Source organism: Butyricimonas synergistica DSM 23225 (genome assembly GCF_000379665.1).
GTDB lineage: Bacteria > Bacteroidota > Bacteroidia > Bacteroidales > Marinifilaceae > Butyricimonas > Butyricimonas synergistica.
In genome coordinates, this window is sequence record NZ_KB903372.1 from 98,832 (window position 1) to 118,783 (window position 19,952).

The following is a 19,952-nucleotide window of genomic DNA, read 5'->3' on the forward strand; positions in this document are numbered from 1 at the left end:
AATCCATTATTTTATATTAGTTTCAATATCCGGAACAGGTACGACGAATACATTTTCCGCAGCCTCAATAAAACCGCCTTTTTCTGCCGGGATATTCTTATTCAAACGCTTATAAATAAAATAAGTCTGTCCTTCACCCAGCCATTCACGACGCATATCATTAATCAAAAGATTCACAAAGTCATCTGTGTTAGCTGTTGCAATCTGCTTCACGGACACGTCACTATCCTTCAATCCACGACACTTCTTTACATAGGACAAAAAAGTCTTTGCCTTACTTAATCCTTCCGCACCCCGTTTGCATAAAATCTCGGAAGCAATATAATACATTTCGCTCATCCGAATAAACGGGACAATATGATCGGAAACATCTATCACTGATGCCGTCGAACCGGAAGACATCGCTTCATATTTTCTAAACCGGTAATTTGAATGTTGATTTTTCATATCCTCTATCCAGTACGTGAAGCGGTAATCGTTACTCTTCACGATTTCCTCTTTTTCAACCTTCGTTTTGTACAAATCTTCACCGAAATAATTTTTCTCAATCTCGGAAACACACAAATAATAAGGTCTACTTTCATTTTCCATGATATTTACGGCCGAATTATACTTCAACAAATCAATGACGTGCAGCCCAAATATAACATCCGAATAACATTTCCGATCCCCATAGGAATACCTGTTGGCAATACTAAAAGCCCTTTTCTCCGAGGCAAAATTAATCACTTCACTGGCTTGCTCTAAAGCCTCGTCCTCTTTCTGCGCATACAAGTACACTCGTGCCAATAAAGCCGTCGCAGCCCAGTAATTCAAGTGGAATCCCCTACGACCTAGAAATGTATTCCCCTTAGTTTCAAAATTATCACTCCGGCTGAAAGTTTTTGCCGTATCAAATTTCCACAGCAACTGTTTTGCCTCTTTCAAATCTTTGGCTATCAATTCCAAACATTCATCAACCGTCTTCGGCTTTGAAACATAAGAGGGATACGTATCTACATAAGGGATAAACTTACGTTCCCCAGGATTGGCAGCAGGAGCAGGTGCAAACAAGCGTAACATATCAAACTGTATGAAGGCACGCAATGCCAACGCCTCTCCCCAGATCATAGCCTTCTCCTGACCTTTCCAATCAAACATCTCAGAATCGGCATTTTCAATCTGTTGTACCAAATTATTGCAATTAGCCACGACATTATACGCCTCTTTCCAAATAGAAGTAATCACCGGCTTCAGCGCATAATGATCCCACGCATACTTTTTGGCTCCGTATTCCATTTCATTTACACTACCGGATTTATTATAAGAATACATTTGCCCTAATGCATCCGCAACTCCCCATGTCAACTGTTTCCCGTATAGGTTCTGCGATTCCATGCTATAATAAATACCATTCAACGCATGACGGAAACCATTACCCGTGGTGAATAGCTTCTCCTCAGTAATCTCATCTTCCGGTTCCACATTCAACCATCCATTACATGATGACATAAAGAATGGCAAAACTAAAATCAAATATAATAACTTATTTCTCATATTCTTAACTAACTAGAACGTTGCACGTAAAGAAAAATTCACCGTCCGGGCAAAAGGATAACTGGTACCTCGCTCCTGCTTGATTGTTGATAAACGAAACAACTCATTTGTACTTACTTCTAGGCGAAGGGTCTTCAAATAAATCTTGCGCAACCACGCCGAATTAAAGTCATAACTTAAATTCAACGCACTCATCGATAAAACATTCTCATCCTGGACAAAACGAGAGGTCGGCAAAGTAACGCTATTCATATCCTGTATATCCTTTAAAGGCGTAATATCGCCCGGTTTTTCCCAACGTTGAGTCAACACCCGCTTGTCTACATTACTTCCCAATATATCCGCATTCTCGACATTCGCAATCAAAGTTTCATTATACGTTTGCTTTCCCCATTCATAAGCAAATGAAATGAACAACGACAAATTTTTGTAAGTTGCATTTATACCGAATGAACCACTCGCTTTAGGCTCCGTATCTCCGAGTACAACCTCCTCACTAGCTTTCCACACGTTGCTGGCTTTACCGTTGCGATACAAGTATAACTCTTTCCCGTTAGTAGGATCAATACCCAGTGAACGCACACCATAGATCGCAGTCAAAGAAGCCCCTTCTTCATATTTCATAACCGGCTTAATAAAATCTTCATACGTTTTCCCGGCTTTAATCCATGCAGACGTCGACGTTTGACTCTCTTCCGCAAGTTCATAATACTCATCCACTTGAGAATTATACGATTTTAAGGCATCCGACACTTTCAATATCTCATTTTTATTGTGATTCAAGTTTCCCCATAAAGCCACATTCCAATCTTTATCTTTCAGCACATCGAAGCGGAACTGAATATCAAAACCTTTATTCAAAGTTTCTCCCAAATTACTCTTGTAAGAAGAAAATCCCGAAGATCCCGGTAATGTCACGTCTGTAATCAAATCTACAGTTTTATTGTAGTAATAATCAAAAACAAGAGAAATTCGATTACTCCAAAATTCCAAATCCGTACCAACATTCAATTTATTCGTCGTTTCCCATTTCAAATCACTGTTTCCCAAGGCTTTCAGAGCGACACCGAACCCACTGATATACCAACGGTCAAAAGTCTTGTAAACCGTTCTCGCACTATAAGACGGGAAATTCACTTTGCCGGTTTGCCCGTATGAAACACGAAGTTTCATGCGATTAATAATTTTACTACTCTGCAAAAAGTTATACTTGTGAACATTAATACCCATTCCCAACGACCAGAACGGAGCCCATTTCTGATCCAACCCAAATTCGGAAGAACCGTCAAAACGAGCGGATATATCTGCCAAATAAATATCGTTCCAAGTATAATTCGCCATTAACAAGAATCCAGCCAAACGACTTGCACTCTGTGTTTTGTTCGGCTTTACAGTAATCTCAGCAGCGTAATTAGGTGAGTGGAATTCCCCAGAAGGAAACCCTCGATAGTGGCTGGAAGTACTTTCGGAGAAACGCGAAGTTGCATTCATCACCGCCGAGGCATTGATCGCATGACTGCCGAATACTTTCGAGAAATATGCCCCAACCTGCATATCCCAATTGGTAGATTCTCCTTTCATTAAATAAAGATCGCCCGCCAACTCCTTATCTTCACCCTGTGTTTTAGAGGTCGAATTCGAGGAAAGAGGATCAATAAAACGCTCTCTCTTGTTAAACTCTTTCGTTATGGCAAATTGCCCTTTCAGGTATAAATAATCGGTCAGATACCACCGTGCCATCAATCGTTCAATAAATACATCCCCTTTTTCAAACTCAAAATTATCCAAAAGAGCTTCATACAACGGATTATTCAACTTATCATCCCGATGAGGTATCGTAGAAAACTCCAAAGTACCTTCTATCAACTTTCCATCCTTCGTATAAGGACGATCATAAGGCTGCAGGTGAGCGTAATCGGAAAAATCACCGTAAGGAGATTCATTTGCTTTCGTGTAATTGTACTCGATATAATTCACGACCTGCAAATTCTTAAGCCGGTAATCCACGTGAAATCCTAGATTCATCGTGTTCCGGTAAGAATCCTTCATAACACCATTGTTGTTATTATAGGAAAGGTCAAGCCCATAACGCAAATCAGCATTTCCCCCCTCGATAGACAAACTATGCTTGTGATTCACGGCATTCCGCAAAGGCAACGACAACCAATCCGTGTTCACGCCTTCCTGCACTCGCAATAAACGTTCATTATACGCATCCAACGCCTGCCTCCAAGTTAGAAAATATTTAGGAGTATAAATCCCTGCCTTCGTTTCAATCTCCAATTTTTCTCTAGCCGAAGCTAAATTATAATCAGAAAGATCTGGCATGGAAACGGTTCCGGTCATACTATAAGAAATAGTCACCTCTCCGGGCTTGGGCGCAACAGTCGTGATCACGACAACACCATTCGCCGCACGGGAACCATACATGGCTGTGGCAGCCGCATCCTTCAATATCTGAATGTCTTCCACCCGCATCGGATCCATATCATACACCTTCTGCACGCTAACCTCGAAACCATCCATGATAAAAATCGGAAGGTTCGGATTATTTTTCAAAGAAGATTTTGACAACGCGTCTTTATCCAAATCTTTCACCCCGATACCCGAACGACCGCGGATATAAATCTCCGGTATAGCATTTGGGTCTGATCCCCATTTATTACTTTGCTGGATACGGAACGAGGGATCAAATGAAGATAGTGCCTGAATAACGTTCGTGGGGGACGCTTTCAACAAATCCTCCCGTTTCACGGAAATCGAACTACCCGTGAAGCTCTCCTTTTTGATATTACCGTATCCCGTCACGACCACCTCTTCCATCTCCGCGACATCTTCCTTCATCGTGATAACCAATTCTTTCCCGTCATTCTTCCTGTCGTCACTCAAACGGTAATGAATTGTTTCCATCCCAATAAACGAAAATACCAGAATTGTACTATCCATCTGGGGTATCTCAACTTTAAACTTCCCATCCACATCTGTTACCATTCCCAGTTTAGTACCTTTTATAAGGATTGTGACCCCGGGCAACGACATGCCCTTCTCATCGATCACTTTACCTTTTATCTGCCGGGTTTTCTTCTGTACTTCCCCCTCCTTTGCGGGAGTGATAATGACCACATCGTTTTGAATAACATAAGATAAGGGCGTTCCCTTCAGTAACACCTTCAACACTTCGTCCAAAGTTGCGTCCTTCACCTTCAAATCCCGTTTCCCGAACTTCATGACCTCTTCTATCTGGTACAAAAAACGATAACCTGTTTTTTGACTCACGTCCGTGATAGCTTGGTCAATCGTAACATCTTCCAGATTCATCGTCAATCTTGCGACCTGAGATTGCGCATCTACCTGCAGGAGGAAGAGAAACATAAACAGAAGAAGAAGAGCGCGTTTAAAAATAAATCGCATCTTTTTAAATCTTTGCATCCCGCTAAAGACTTCAATTCCGTTTTTTTTCATACTTTTACATGCTTAATGATTAATAATTGATTTTTTAATCGTTATTAGAACTCACTCGAGAGCAGGAAATAGTACCAATATTTTCTGCTCTTTATATTTAACAACATCTATTTGAATATTTTACTCACGAACACGGTTCGGTCTTTCACCTCGAAATGTACCCGCGTAGCTTTCTCCAACATATCCAAGATCTCCATGAAATCCTCATATCGGGCCAACTCTCCGGAAAAATGATACTCTTTCAATTCCGGGTTTACCCAAAATACATCAATATTATACCAACGTCCCAAACAAGCCATAATATCCTCCAGCGTATTATTCAACAATACAAGTCTTCCGTCCTTCCACGCGGAATAAAGACTCGCGTCTACCTCTCGCACAACCAGCTTGCTGTCTTCACAATTATATACAACTTGTTGATCCGGCTTAATCTTCACGCTCTGCTTTTTATCATACACCCGCACCAATCCTTCATTCAACGTGGTTTCCACCATTTTCTTATCCGGATAAGCCTGCAAATTAAATTGAGTTCCAAGCACTTCGACAGAAACCTTATCATCCGCATTCACGACAAACGGGCGTGAAGCATCTTTTTTGACGATAAAGAAAGCCTCTCCCCGCAAAAATACATCCCGTTTGCTTTTCCCGAATTTTACAGGGAAACGGATCTCGGAACCCGAATTCAAAAACACTTCCGTGCTATCAGACAAAAATAATTTGTACTCCCCGCCACGGGGTACCCGAATCGTATTATACGCCAGCACATCTTCTCCATCTCCTTCCCCGACTCCCTCGTAAGAAACCCGGCTACCGTCATTGCGGGCTATCATGCCGCTTCCCAGCGAAATCAATTGCATGGAAGTATCTTGCAATACAATCTTGTCACCAGAGGAAGTAATTAAAACAGCCTTGGAGCCACCCGTTTCAATACGGGCTATCGGTTGCGCAATCTCTTGTACCGCCGGCTTCCTTAAAAGTCCCAGGTACAACCCGATACCGACAAGTAATACGATAGAAGCCGCTATCCCCATCCACCAGGGAGATATACTCCAGCGTTTATCTTGTTCTACCAACTGCTTCTTTATCACCACCCATGACTCATTCACTTCAAAACGTTCGGCGTACAAATCTCTGTCAGGAACATTCTTCCCTTCAAGGATACGTTGAAACAATTCCCCGTTCCGAACATCCTCTTTCAACCACGCCTCCAATTTTTCTTCTTCGGCGGGAAGAATTGTTCCGATCATTTTTTTGGCGATCAAACGAGATATTTTATAATCTTTCGGATATTCCATCATAAAACGTCCTAATTCTAATTTATATTTCTATTTACAGAACGTCAAAATTTCAAAAAGGGATGAGTGAACTTTTCGTTTTTTTTTCAATTATATTTTTAACAGCAGAATCAAAAACACATAATAATAATCCTTCAACGCCACTCGCAGGACATCCATCGCTTTATATTTAAGCGATTTAACAGTATTCACCGCAATCCCCAATTCCTCTGAAATTTCTTTATTCTGCTTACCTTCCAAACTCAATTTTATAATTCGACGACTTTGAGTCGGCAGTGCATCGATTGCCTCGTTAACAATCCGGTATGTTTCCTCCTCAATCAATATGTCTCGAAAAAAATATTCATTGTCAGCAGCTCCTAAATTATCCTGAATAGGCATTTTCTTTTGCATCCTCAAATAATCGAAGCATTTATTTTTGACAGTTACATATAAAAATATATCCGGTGTGGTTGAAAAATCATAAGCTTCCCTCTTTTCCCACAAACGCATAAACACCTCCTGAACAATATCTTTTGCAACATCCTCATCTCCAACAATACGGCAAGCGACCATACACATAGACAGGAAATATTTTTTAAATAAGACTTCATAAGCCGCAATATTACCCGCACGAATGGAGTTAAATAAAAAATCTTCGCTATTTTGATCACTTTCAGACATAATTCTATGAGTTACACCAGAAAAAACTCTTGCGGTCACAAAAATAGAGAAAAAAATGATAATAACAATTTTACGAATGATTCTACTCGTTCGCACCACAACTATTTTGCAATAAAAAACTCGTTTTACAGCTGTAAAACGAGTTTTTTTACGTTAGACTATTTCACTCAATCATACTTTTGGTCTATCCCCCTCTCGTCGATATTTATCCCCTCCTTCATCCAACGAGGCATGGGAGCATCTTTCAGGTAATAGTCAAAGAATTGTTGCAAACGAATCGTCCAGTCCTTCTCTGCCGCTTTATTGTACAAGAAATGCTTGTCGCCCTTGTAATTCAGTAACCAAGCGGGCTTTTGCAAACGACGCATGGCTAGGAATAAATTCAATCCTTCCGAGTAAGGCACCGCCTCATCCTTATCACAATGGAAAATCAACAAAGGTGTCTGTATCTTATCGGCATAGAATATCGGGGAGTTTTTAATATACATTTCGGGATCGTCCCAAAGTGTTTTGCCCATACGGCTTTGTGTTTCCTCGTACATGAACATACGGGGCATTCCACTTCCTTCCCGAATTCCGGTGTAAGCCGAAACCATGTTTGAAACGGCTGCACCGGGATTAGCACACCGGAACATATTTGTGCGGGTCACCAGGTAAGCCACCTGATAGCCCGACCAGCTATGTCCCTGTATCCCGATACGGTCTTTGTCGGCAATTCCCCGGTCGATCAACATCTGGGAACCGCTCACCACGGCATTGTAGCTGCTCTCCCCGGGAGCTCCTACCGTGAAATGCACGTCCGGCATAAAGACCACGTACCCGTTGCTCACGTAGGTTACCACGTTAATCATGGCACTACTCAAGGCAGGCACGGGATTCACGTGAATATCTCCCGTGTGTGTTTCATAAAAGTTCACGATGACCGGGTAGCGTTTCGACGGATCGTAACCATCCGGCAGATACAACAGCCCCCGGTTCCGTTTGCCCTCGAAATTTGTCCACTCGACTAATTTCACGCTTCCCCAGTGATAATCCTTCTGCTGCGGGTTCGTGTCCGTAATCTTCACCGGACGGGCAAAATCGGTCTTACTCCACCATATATCACGGAACTCCTGGTAGTTCTGGCGAATGAACATACAATATTTCCCGTCACGTGTCATTTGGTTAAAATTGAATGCGTAAGGCCCTTCCATTAATTTACGAATCTTACGGGCAGGCGTCAACGCATATACCCCCTGATCCAAAGTTTCCGTGTTCACGGTTCTCAACAGAATATTTTGCTTCGTATCGATCCATTTAGAATCGTAATCCGTTTTCAACAATCGCAAAGAAACGTTGTTCTTCCTTCCCCAACCGTCCGTAAGCGAATAAGTGGGATTCTTACCCGTCAGGTCAACCACCCACATATCATACCTGTCATAGAGGACAACTTCATTTCCCCCGGCAAGCCAACCGGCAATACCATATGAGCCGGCAGGAACCGGTTTATCGTGGTCTTCATCGTACACGGGATAACCAATTGCCGTGGATATATCTGTCAACTCTCCCGTGGTCGGGTCTAATTTATACCACGTTTTCTTTTCCCCGTAGTAAAACAAGGCATACTTCCCGTTCGGGCTCCATACCGGACGCTGGCGGAAATCCGAAAATATCAATTTCCGTTCCCCTGTTTCAAGGCTCACGAGATACAAATCCATCGCGTTTCCGTCACGCCAATCCGTGAGTCCCCGGTAAGGAGATTCATCCGCGATAATCACGTAATTGTATTCATCGCAAGTCGGATTGAACATATTATCCATCTCGGGTGGAGATACAAGAACACATTTTTTAGTATCGATATGGTAAACGTACTTCGGAACATTGCGCCGATAACCTCGCCCGTGTCTTTGCCGGCTTTGGGAGAGTTCATCATCCCATTTCCACAATTCCAGCTCGAAACTCTTGTCCGGCTCTACTTTAGGGCGACGAGGAGCCGGAACTTTAGGCGAACCCTCCACGAAGATATACTTCCCGTTATTGAACGGGGTGTGTATTCCTCCCCGAACCTTATAATCTCCCGGAAGTTCGATTTCCTTGACATCCATGATCTGTTTATACTTGCCGTCTTTCAAATTAAAAGCATACAACAGATCGGGATCCTTCAGGTAAGACGTGTCCGACGCTACGGTGAATACACCATTCAAATCTCTCCTGTCCAAAGAAAAACTTATCAAACGGGCATCCGGGTCACCATAAATCAACCGTTGTTTTCCTTTCACCGGACCAGCATACAAGGATTTATAACCGTTACGCTCTTTCGTGTAGATGATCGTTTTATTATTATCCAGCAGTATATGGTAATCCAGGCTATCCATAACCGTAGAATCTCCCGTTTCAAAATTCCAAATCACCAACCTCTTGATGTCATTGCCTTTCTCGTTCTTACCGATAGGATAAGAATAAGTCATCACGGGAGAATCAGAGGATTCGTTACAGTCATAAGGTCTATCCCACAACTGTTTTTTCATATTCTTTAAAGTCAACAGGAAAACGGAATCTTTCACCAACCCGGAAGTATCTTGCGGAGATGGAGATACCACGTATTTCAAACATTTTCCGTTATTAAAGAAATTGGTTTGCCGTACATTTTCCAACTCGTAGGTTTTCCCAGACTCGTTATGATGCAGGTAAGTGACAGGCGTATCTTTTTCATGCTCGTCGCTGTCAATATACACGAAACGATAGGTGATCCATTTCCCGTCATCCGACATATGCTGACCTTCAACTCTGCGCCACAATTTATAAGCCTCCATATCAAGGGGCTTTTTTTGTGCCGCGGCAGGTAGAACAATTCCCAGCAAGAATAATACAATTAAATATTTCCGAATCTTCATTTTTTTTTCTTTTATAATTTCAAAGAGGTTGTTCAAAATAAATTGACAACCTCTTTTTATTTTTTTCCTGAAGGTTGTTAAAACAACTCATCACAATCTGTCCCGCCCTTATTCAAGGCAAACTTATTTTTTATTGTCCAGCGCTTTCTGAACTTTGAATAACAAAAGTTCATAATATGCTTTAGCTTCTCCCGTGTTTCTTGAAACAGCCGTATTCAACATGTCTCTGGTTTTTAGCAACATACTGTAAAAGAGATGCGTCGTCGGATAGGGTTTTGCCTCAATGAAAGGCATTTCTCCAAAACCTTTTCTTTCTTGAGCCAAAACTAATCCATCCTCCCCGAAAGTTACCGGGAATGCTGCATTCTCGAGCAAGGAATAATCACGACATTGGATATTCCGGGCACATTGAGCTTGAAAATCAGTCAAACGGAATGCTTCACGGGGAACTTCAAACACGGCTGCCGGCAAAGTAACCGATGAGGTCGCGATAATGCTTGCCAAGAAATTACTTTGCAATTTCATATCATTCATGGTCAACTTCCGATTTTTGATCGTTGGCTCCCAGATGATATTGTAAATGTCATTGATATATTCCTGGGGAGAATATTCACCACCCCGTTCTGCCGCAATAGCGATGTAACGAATACGATCTAACAATCCGTAGATAATTTCCGTTTCGTTCTTTGCCGCAGCCTTATCCCCGATTTCAAACTCTTTCAATGCAGACTCATTGTCCAACCAAGAAAGATCTCGGGAAAGTTCTACCATATATTTCATCACTTCTCTCTGACGGGCTTTATCCACGGGCAGATAAGAAGGTTGCACATCTCCTTCGCGTTTATCGGTAAAGTACATTCCACCGATCAAGGCATACGCGTAGCCCAATTTAGAACGTAACGCCGAAACCAAAGAATTGTACATTCCTTTTCTTTTAGCCATATTGCGATCCTCGTTTCCGTCATACCAGGTATATACATTCTGAATCGAAGCTTTTATATTATTAATGGCATACTTCAAACCTTTCACGGGGTCATTTCCCAGGTCGGCATACATAGAGGTCGGATCATACGAAGCGTATGAAGGCTGGCGTATCCCGAAACGATACATCGGATCGTCCTGATGTTCACGAATCCATTTGTCTAATGTCGCCGTTTCATCTTGCGGAGTTTTGGCATCCGGGATGGGAGTATACAACCATTTAATAGCATAAAAATCATAGGCACCCAAGCCTGTTGTCGTCAAACGAGCTCCCTTCTCCACGTCTTCCGGCTGGGCGATATAATTAAACATGAAATAATCCATGATAGACGGGCTCAATCCATGCACCTTCGTGAAGGATGCCGAACGCAAAGAATCGGTCGGATAAGCATAGCTTGCCCCCATATTCTCCTCCAATCCCAAACATTTTCCCGTGATCTGCATCACCTTCAACCGAAGCGCTTCGCCATCCAAATCAGGAGTCGGCTTCAACGTGCGTACAGAAGGATCAGAAGCCATGGTGTTCATTAACCGATCTTCGTGCAATCCAGCAACCACGTTATCGTGAATATACATCGACGTATTCAATATTTCACCCGTACGAGGATCTATCTGTATCGAATTTTGGATAAAATACATCCACAAAGGAGCATAACGAATTGTATTATAATTCACGTTATTCGCGTTGAAATTCGGGTCATTAGCCGGAAAATCCCGAACAGAAAGTACATTCTTGAACCCAATCTTCTCGAAGGCTTCATTCCATGCCTCCACGCCTTCCTTCACGTAAGGCTTCCAAAATTCAGGCATCAAAGTATCCAAATAAAAGACAATAGGATTCTTTGGTTCCACCAACTCTCCATTTCTATATTTCACCTCGTCGGCTGGTTCCAGACGCCAACGTTTCGTGTAATAAACCGGTTTGAATCCTTCGCTTCCCCCGGAATAATCGGTTTTAGTAACATGAGCGACTCCTATACGGGAATCTGCCAACCGAGGCATCATCGGGTCGGCAGGCAACAAACGCAACATCTTGTTGATCGTCGCCGTCACGGGTACATCCTTCTTCATCATGAATGCCCCGAACACCTTATGATCCACGTTATATCCCATATTACACAGAACGGTTATATTATCGTCATAAGCCTTAATCCCGACAATAGAAGAACGCTCTTTTCTGAATTTATGCTCACGAGAAACAAAACCGAACAACGAGTTTCCCGCGTAACCGGCAAACGGGTTCGTGTAGTATGAACTTTCCAAAAACAGTTTTGTCATATCCACAACGACAGCCGTACTGTCCGGAGTGTAGGCTTTCACGTCAAAACTGGCGTAAATACCAGGTAGCGATGCTTCTGCCAAAGCACGGTTTACTTTTACCTCTTTACCCGTATTTACAGGGAGATCAAACAGCACAGCTCTCGCTTGCAACATAGAATCCTGCAAGGTAAAACGCATACGGAAAGGATACCCGGCAAACTGACCGACCACACCTTCCCCGTTATCACTGATGTTCTCGATAGATGAAGCCAACATCATATCCTTCTCTAACAAAGCCAAGGGAAATTCCACGTAAACTTTCTGATCGATACAATGTACTTTCATCAATCCGTCGACCGTGGTGCATTTCTTCCCCTTGAATAATTTATCATAGGGAGTTTCCACCTCTTTCTTCGTCTCCTTTTGTTCTTTCTTTCTATTTTTGGCGTCCACGTTTCCGCTCGCTCCTAAAAGAAAGATAAAGGCTAATAATATATAGATTCCGTTTTTCATTTCGAACTTATTTATCAACATGAATACAACTATTTTTTCAATGCCTGTTCGATCTTGTAGATCAACAAACGATAATGTTGACGAGTATCCGAATTTCCGGTATTTGCTTTACTCTTCAATAAAGCCAGTGTATTCTGTAAATACTCGAAATACAGATGCTCTAACGGTTCATAAGGAGGAGTCACGGAAAGATGCCACCCAAAACCTTGCACATCTTCACCCTGGCAACATGACCCGGTATGTCCTACCACTTCCCGGTTGGTAAACATCCCCATCCAATGTTCTGGGATTTCACCATACATTTCACGGCTCTTGGCTTTCACGTATTCCGGAACCTGAATCATCAAATTCTCGGCAGAGAAAGCTAGCGGGTTAGCCCGGTTCATATTGATTCCGGTATTCCCGATCGTGAAAGAAGTCATATTCAATTGTAATTTTTTCTCCAAATTAGTCAATGAACGTCCTTGTCTTGTCGGGTTCCACACGAAATCCATCAAATCTTTCATGTAGTCACGCTGGGTATAAGCGCCCTTGCCTGCTTTATCGGCACTCATAGCTACCGGTCCGAAACGTTTCATCAAACCATCCAGGATCATATCTTCCAAATCGGAAGTAATTCTGGAACGAAGTTCAAAGTTTTTCAACAATTCCTCGTTATCCAGCCAAGACAAATCTTTCAATTGATCCAACATGAAACGGGTAGCCCGTTTCTGTTTCTCGGTTTCAACAGATTGATAGCTAGGACGGGCATCACCTGCATAACGCTCGTTCAAATACACGCCACCGATATTAAAAATCACGTGATTGATATAACGGACATACTGGTAGATCACTTCATTGTAAATATTCTCCCGGAAACGGAAATCTTTATCATCCTCACCAACCCACTCGTTCAAGTGGCTCAATAAATATTTCAAGTTATTCACGCCATACGTGGCAGCTTTTACAGCATCATCTCCCAAATCTTCCTCCATGGAACTCGGGTCAATCCGGTAATAGATTTGTTGTTTCCCGTAACGGTAAACCGGGTCATTGGATTTCTCGGTAATCCATTTATCCAACGTCGGCACCTCATCTTTCGGTGTTGCAGCATCAAAGATAGGAGTATACAACCAATGGATAGCATACATATCGTACACGCCCAAGTCCGGCGGAGTCATCTTCACCCCACGGGCTGCATCACCAGGTTGTGCCACGTAATTATTACGAGCGTAATCCATGATGGAATAAGTCGTACCATACTTTTGCGTGAATGACGGGGACCGCAACGAGTCTACCGGAATTGCCGAAGAAGACCCCATGTTGTGCATCAATGACAAACAATGCCCGATCTCGTGGGCTACCACGTAATGGATACAGTCACCCAAAGTCTTTTCGTCCAATACCTTTTTACGAACAGACGGGTCTGCCGGACCACCTTGAATGAAACGCCAGTTTTGTACCAGCTCGATCAGGTTATGATATAAATAAACGGAAGCATTCAAAATCTCTCCCGTACGAGGGTCTGTCCAGGAGGGTCCCATCGCATTCGCAGTCCAGGAAGGAGAATAACGAACACAAGAATACTTCAAATTATCCGGATCGAATTCAGGATCATCCGTGGGGAAATCTTTCGCGACAATAGCATTTTTGAAACCGATCGCCTCAAAAGCAGCTTGCCATTGCTCCACCCCTTCTTTGATATATTTTACCCAAGCCTCCGGGAAAGTATTATCCACGTAGAACACGATCGGCTTCACTGGTTCTACCAATTCACCCCGCTTGTAGACTTCCACGTCTTTCGGCTCCAATCTCCAACGGTTTGCAAAATAAAGTGGCTGTACACCGGAACCATCACTGGTAAACTCGGACATTCCCCCGATAAAAATACCGATACGGGGATCCGCATAACGGGGACGCATCGGTTCCTCCGGCAAAAGGATCAAACTGCGTGTCATCTCGGCTGTAAAAGGAGCCTTGTAGATATAATAATAACGTTCGTCATTGACACTGATTTCATAATTCAATGCCGAACCGACACTGATATTATCGGCATACGCTTTGATTTTCGTGATTTGTGAATCCTCTCTCTTGAACACCTTATCCAACCGGCGACGGTATAAAATAGGCGCGTAAGCCGAGAAGGGACTGATGTTGTCGTCGTCAGACAGAAAATAATCCGTCACGTCAAAAACAACGGCAGTACTATCCGGTGAATATGCCTCTATTTTAAAAGCCTTCATCACTGCCGGAGTCGTGCTTTCAGCAATACGTTCTTTGATTTTTTTATCATTGGACGTGTAATTCGTGTTCACCAAACACAAATTAATTGTTGAATCCAATTTGGTAAACGTGATATGCAACGGATCATAGGGTTTCTCTCCCACGCTTCCAAAACCGTTATTCGTGATCTTGGTAATCGTAGACCCCAATAGCATATCCTTGTTTAACAGGTTCAACGGAAATTCAAAATAAACTTTCCCGTCCATCTTGTGAATCGTGACCATCCCTTTCACGGTTTCACACTTCTTCTCTTTGAACAATTTGTCATACGCCGTTTCCTTCTTCTCCACACTCTCTTTCTTGGACTCCTTTTTCTTCCTCTCCCCGGCATAAGTTACCGACGTAGCCTGCATGAAAAATAATCCTGCTGCTACACAAAGAATTGTTTTCAATTTCATAATTAATCTTTTACTGGATTTACATTATAGTACACATACAATACATTATCTTTCCAAAAAGTAATTCAAATCCCCCTGATAATCCGCCGAGGCATCCCCCAACAGATGTTTAGCAAAATGGAACCACAACTTGCATTCAAAGAACTCTTCCGCCTCACCGGAGAATCCGTGAGAATTACCGGGCAACACGAGCATATCGAAGTTCTTCCCCTCTTTAATCAAGGCATCGACCACTCGCAGGGTATGTGACGGATGCACCGTGCGATCCATATCCCCGGTCACGATCAACAATCCTCCCTTGTAATTTTTCGCCAATTCCTGGTTCGTCTTGCTCCGGGTTTCAAAAGTGATTTCTTCCCGTTCGTTTCCCGCACTGTCTTTTACCACCTGCTTTTTCTCCTTCACGCCATAGTGAATTTCAACAAATCCCTTGTTGTAAATATTATTATCGTGATTCCCTGCCGAAGATACCGCTGCACTGTAAAAATCCGGATAAGTCAACAATGCCGCCGTGGACATAAACCCACCACCGGAATGACCGAATATTCCCACTTTTTTCACGTTAATAAAGGGGTAACGTTGTGCCAATTGCTCAATCGCGTATTTATCGTCAGCCAAAGGATAATCCCGCTGGTTACCGTACCCGTAAGTATGGTAATATTTCCCCCGCATAGGCGTTCCACCCCGGTGTCCCATGGATACAACAATAAAACCGACTTGAGCCAAACGGGTATTCATGTCATCGTTTACCGTGAAACGGGTTTGCACGTATTCAAAGAAAGGTCCCGGGTAAACGGACGAAATAATCGGGTAAGTTTTCGTGGAATCAAAATCCGCCGGTTTCCACATCACGCCATAAATGTCCGTCACCCCATCTGCCGCCTTCACTTTAAAACGCTCGGGCTTCTTCCAGCCGAAAGCATAAAGGCTTTCCAAATCCGCCTTTTCCAACTCGACAATCACTTTACCTTTCCGGTCACGTACCACGTTCACGGGCTCCATATCCACCCGTGAATAACTATCCACGAAATACTTGCTCGACGGGGATATATTCACGTTATGGGAAGCATTCTCCGGAGTCAATAATGTTATCGCATTAGTTTTGTCCAAGTCGGCACGATAAAGGACATAATAGTAAGGATCGATCTCTTTCTCCTTGCCCAAGCCTATAAAATAAATTTGCCGGTTTGTCGTGTCGATCTTCATGATCGGTCCGGCAACCCATGACCCGGAAGTAACTTGATTTTTCAAGTTTCCATCCTTATCATACAAGTAATAATGCCCCCACCCATTACGTTCGGAACGGAAAAGAATCTCGTTCCCGTCATTCAAAAAATGAATGGCACGCATTTGATAATCCAGATAGGGCTTGTCAATCTCATGAATCAACACTTTCACCTCTCCTGTTTCCGTATCTACCACGCAAATCTCGCACTCATCCCATGTCCGCTTATAACGTTGGAAATAAAGCCGTTTTGCATCTTTACTGGCATACAAGATGTCTATATATTGATCTTTCCATCGATCTATATTAATCTTTTTCACCTCACGGGTATCGGCATCACCGATCAACAACTCGAACTGAATCACGTTCTTATCTCCCGCCAACTCTGCCTTATACGTCTTCAAGCGAGGACGGGGGTTCGCCAGCGCATCAATCAACCATAAATCACTTACTTCGCGGGAATCCTCCCGGATAGCGTAAAACTTGTGCCCCGTCTTAAACCATTTGGCAGAACATCCCATGCGTTCGTCCAATTCGCCTTCGTCTTCCCGATTGAACGTGAAATAACGCTCCCCGTCGGCAGTCAATTGCACTTCAATCGTGTCCTTCCCTTTATTCGGGTTCCCCACGATATAAAGATTATTGCGTTTAGCAAACAGCATATAGGAACTATCCTGACAATAATACATCCAGTAAGGATTATAATTGGTTTGTCCCTTTTGTTTTTCCGCCAACTTCAACTCTTTCGTGTTGATATTATAGGTGAAATCCTTCCGGTCAAACCAAAAACGAATTGTTTCACCATCCGCATCGAAAGTAAAATCCAGGTCCAGATCCTTATGATTATATCCCTTCCTCGTGATCTCGCTAATCTTCATCAACAATTCCGCGTTATCGAAAAGCAGACGTTTCTCTTTTTTAGCCGGATCGACCAAATAATAGTTTTTTCCTTCACTCGTGCGAAATGAATACCAAAAACGATCCGTGTTATTAATATAACGTGGACTTACTTCCAGGCTATTCTTCGTCAAAGGCACTTGTGTTATGCGCCGGAAGCGCTCGGCAAGCTCATAATTCGCTTTTTGCTGCCCGAACGCTCCAACGGTAACAAGTAAAAATAGACCGAATAAAAAATTCTTTATCATCTATCAGCTTTCTTGTATTGTTCAATCTCATAATAATAATCCCCGGTATCATCCCCAAGCAGGATACGGGCAAAATGGAACCACATCTTATGCTCGTAAAATGTATTCTCCGCCCCACTGAAACCATGATTCGATCTCGGTAAAATGATCATATCAAAATTTTTGTCTGCTTTAATCAACGCATCGACCATACGCAACGAATGAGCCGGATGCACGTTATCATCCATCCAACCGTGAATCAACAACAGACCGCCTTTATATCGTTTCGCCAGTTCCATATTCGTACCCACCTTGAATTTAAAGGTCGATTCCGTCCGGTCGCCATTCACGCTATCCTTGATCACCTTCTTTTCTTCTTTCACCCCGTTGTGAGTTTCTCCCCACCAGTGATTATAAATTGTATTGTCATGATTTCCCGCGGAAGAAACAGCTGCCTTGTAGAAATCCGGGTAAGTACAGATAGCAGCAGTAGACATAAATCCTCCCCCGGAATGACCGTAGATACCAACTTTCGTCGCATCGATAAAAGGATAACGGTCAGCCAATTGCTCTATCGCGTATTTGTCATCCGCTAACGGATAATCCCGCAATCTTCCGTGACTGTAAGTATGATAGAATTTTCCCCGCATAGGCGTTCCCCCGCGGTGCCCCACGGCAATCACGATAAAGCCCAATTGAGCCAAACGGGTATTGTCATCATGAATCAACCGGAATTGTGTCGGCACGTATTCATAAAATGGACCGGGATACACGGAAGAAATAATCGGGTAAACCTTCGTCGAATCAAAATCAAATGGCTTCCACATCACCCCGTATAGGTCTGTCGTTCCGTCGGCTGCCTTTACTTTAAACCGTTCCGGAGCCTTCCATCCCATCTCTAGAGCCCGGCGAATATCAGGTTTCTCCAATTCCATGATTTCTTTTCCTTTTCGGTTTCTCAACACGATACGGGGAACCATATCCACTCGCTCGTAGGTATCCACGAAATATTTAAAAGATTTCGAGAAATGTACCTGATGATTCGTGTTATCAAAAGTCAATTGTGTCAGACTTTCCGGTTTGTCAATATTCACCTTACACGGGGTATAATAATACGGGTCGATATTTTCGTCTTTCCCCAAAGCGTAGAAATAAAGCGTACGTCCCACGGTATCAATATCCGAACAAGGACCGGCAACCCATTCCCCAGAAGTAATAGCATGTTTAAAATTCCCTTCGTTATCATAGAGATAATAATGTCCCCAGCCTGTACGTTCTGAACGATAGATAATATCCTTCCCGTCATTCAAGAACATAATATTTGCCATCTTGTAATCCATAAAAGGTTTGTCTATCTCGTGGATTAACACTTTCACCTCTCCCGTAGTAAGATCGGCAACGCAAACCTCCTGTTCGTCAAAAGCCCGGGTCTTCCGTCCGAAATAGATCTTATTACCGTCCTTGGAGGTATAAAGCACATCTACATACTGGTCTTGCCAATGATCAATATCGATCGTTTTCACCTCTTTTGTTTCCACGTCGATAACCGTCAACTTGTATTTTTCCAATTTCTGATCGCCTGCCATGGAATACTTGTACGTTTTCACTTTAGGACGGGGAGTTTCCATCACGTCCACCAGAAACAATTCATCCACGTGCCGGGTATCCTCACGCAAGGCATACACTTTCTTGGAATCTTTCATCCACACGGCAACGGGAGCTGCCGGGAATGTATCCGTACCAACCTCTTCTTCTTCCTTGAAATAAGAGAAATATTTCTCGCCATCTGTCGTCAATTGCACGATCGTGGTATCTTTCCCTTTATCCTTATTTCCCATGACATATAGGTTATGACGTTGGGCAAACAAAATATAAGTGCTATCCGGTGAATATTTTTTCCATGATTCCCCGAATCCCTTATGAATAACCGTATCTAATTTCGTTACTTCCTCCGTTTTCATATCATAACGATACTTATGCTTTTCGTAATCGAATGTGAAAGAAGTACCTTTTTTATCAAACTCTAATCCTTGAAACATAAAATTTTTTGCGTCACACACCTCGTGTGTTTCTTTATTCAGAAACCCGAATAACTTCTCCGTGTTAAACAGCAAACGCTTCTCCCTCTTCTCCGGATTCACGTAGTAATAACGTTTCCCTTCCTCCGTCGTGAAAGAGTACCAAAAGCACTCCCCATCATTGATATACATGGGATATATACTCATACTGTTTCTATCTGCCGACCGGAAGTTTCGGCTAGAGAAACGATCTGCAAGTTTAAAATTAGCCTTTTGTTGCGCGCATACAGAACTTCCTGCCACCACCAACAAAAGCATGATGATATATTTTGTCCTCATTTT

Annotated in this window: 9 protein-coding genes; all 9 read right to left on the reverse strand. The window is 42.8% G+C overall.

Annotated features, from left to right (window positions below; genetic code table 11):
* Window positions 1-6 precede the first annotated feature (6 nt).
* On the reverse strand, window positions 7-1,536 hold the full coding sequence (locus A3CY_RS0118225; RefSeq protein WP_071596010.1) for a RagB/SusD family nutrient uptake outer membrane protein: 1,530 nt from the start codon (window positions 1,534-1,536) through the stop codon (window positions 7-9).
* 12 nt (window positions 1,537-1,548) lie between these two features.
* Window positions 1,549-4,998: a SusC/RagA family TonB-linked outer membrane protein gene (locus tag A3CY_RS0118230; protein WP_018339388.1), complete on the reverse strand. Its 3,450-nt coding sequence runs from the start codon at window positions 4,996-4,998 to the stop codon at window positions 1,549-1,551.
* A 107-nt stretch (window positions 4,999-5,105) separates the two neighbouring features.
* On the reverse strand, window positions 5,106-6,296 hold the full coding sequence (locus A3CY_RS0118235; protein ID WP_018339389.1) for a FecR family protein: 1,191 nt from the start codon (window positions 6,294-6,296) through the stop codon (window positions 5,106-5,108).
* A gap of 87 nt (window positions 6,297-6,383) precedes the next feature.
* Window positions 6,384-7,052, reverse strand: a complete 669-nt coding sequence (locus A3CY_RS0118240; protein WP_240388187.1) for an RNA polymerase sigma-70 factor — start codon at window positions 7,050-7,052, stop codon at window positions 6,384-6,386.
* Between the two features lie 71 nt (window positions 7,053-7,123).
* Window positions 7,124-9,829, reverse strand: coding sequence for a S9 family peptidase (locus tag A3CY_RS0118245; RefSeq protein ID WP_026207857.1), 2,706 nt, complete (start codon window positions 9,827-9,829; stop codon window positions 7,124-7,126).
* A 123-nt stretch (window positions 9,830-9,952) separates the two neighbouring features.
* Window positions 9,953-12,583 (reverse strand): zinc-dependent metalloprotease, encoded by a 2,631-nt coding sequence (locus A3CY_RS0118250; protein ID WP_040372044.1) that lies wholly within the window; start codon window positions 12,581-12,583, stop codon window positions 9,953-9,955.
* Window positions 12,584-12,612: 29 nt separating this feature from the next.
* Complete coding sequence (locus A3CY_RS0118255) at window positions 12,613-15,243, reverse strand: zinc-dependent metalloprotease (RefSeq protein WP_018339393.1); 2,631 nt, start codon at window positions 15,241-15,243, stop codon at window positions 12,613-12,615.
* A 45-nt stretch (window positions 15,244-15,288) separates the two neighbouring features.
* Entirely contained in the window at window positions 15,289-17,613 is a 2,325-nt protein-coding gene (locus A3CY_RS0118260) for a S9 family peptidase (RefSeq protein WP_018339394.1), read from the reverse strand.
* A complete protein-coding gene (locus tag A3CY_RS0118265) occupies window positions 17,610-19,949 on the reverse strand; it encodes a S9 family peptidase (protein ID WP_026207860.1) in 2,340 nt (779 codons plus the stop codon). Before A3CY_RS0118265 ends, A3CY_RS0118260 begins: the two co-directional genes overlap by 4 nt.
* Between the last annotated feature and the right edge of the window lie 3 nt (window positions 19,950-19,952).

What these genes read in the sequence shown, in the direction of transcription:
- A3CY_RS0118225 (WP_071596010.1), bottom strand. Translation starts at nt 1,536, where the DNA reads ATGAGAAATAAGTTATTATATTTGATTTTAGTTTTGCCATTCTTTATG.
- A3CY_RS0118230 (WP_018339388.1), bottom strand. Translation starts at nt 4,998, where the DNA reads ATGAAAAAAAACGGAATTGAAGTCTTTAGCGGGATGCAAAGATTTAAA.
- A3CY_RS0118235 (WP_018339389.1), bottom strand. Translation starts at nt 6,296, where the DNA reads ATGATGGAATATCCGAAAGATTATAAAATATCTCGTTTGATCGCCAAA.
- A3CY_RS0118245 (WP_026207857.1), bottom strand. Translation starts at nt 9,829, where the DNA reads ATGAAGATTCGGAAATATTTAATTGTATTATTCTTGCTGGGAATTGTT.
- A3CY_RS0118250 (WP_040372044.1), bottom strand. Translation starts at nt 12,583, where the DNA reads ATGAAAAACGGAATCTATATATTATTAGCCTTTATCTTTCTTTTAGGA.
- A3CY_RS0118255 (WP_018339393.1), bottom strand. Translation starts at nt 15,243, where the DNA reads ATGAAATTGAAAACAATTCTTTGTGTAGCAGCAGGATTATTTTTCATG.
- A3CY_RS0118260 (WP_018339394.1), bottom strand. Translation starts at nt 17,613, where the DNA reads ATGATAAAGAATTTTTTATTCGGTCTATTTTTACTTGTTACCGTTGGA.
- A3CY_RS0118265 (WP_026207860.1), bottom strand. Translation starts at nt 19,949, where the DNA reads ATGAGGACAAAATATATCATCATGCTTTTGTTGGTGGTGGCAGGAAGT.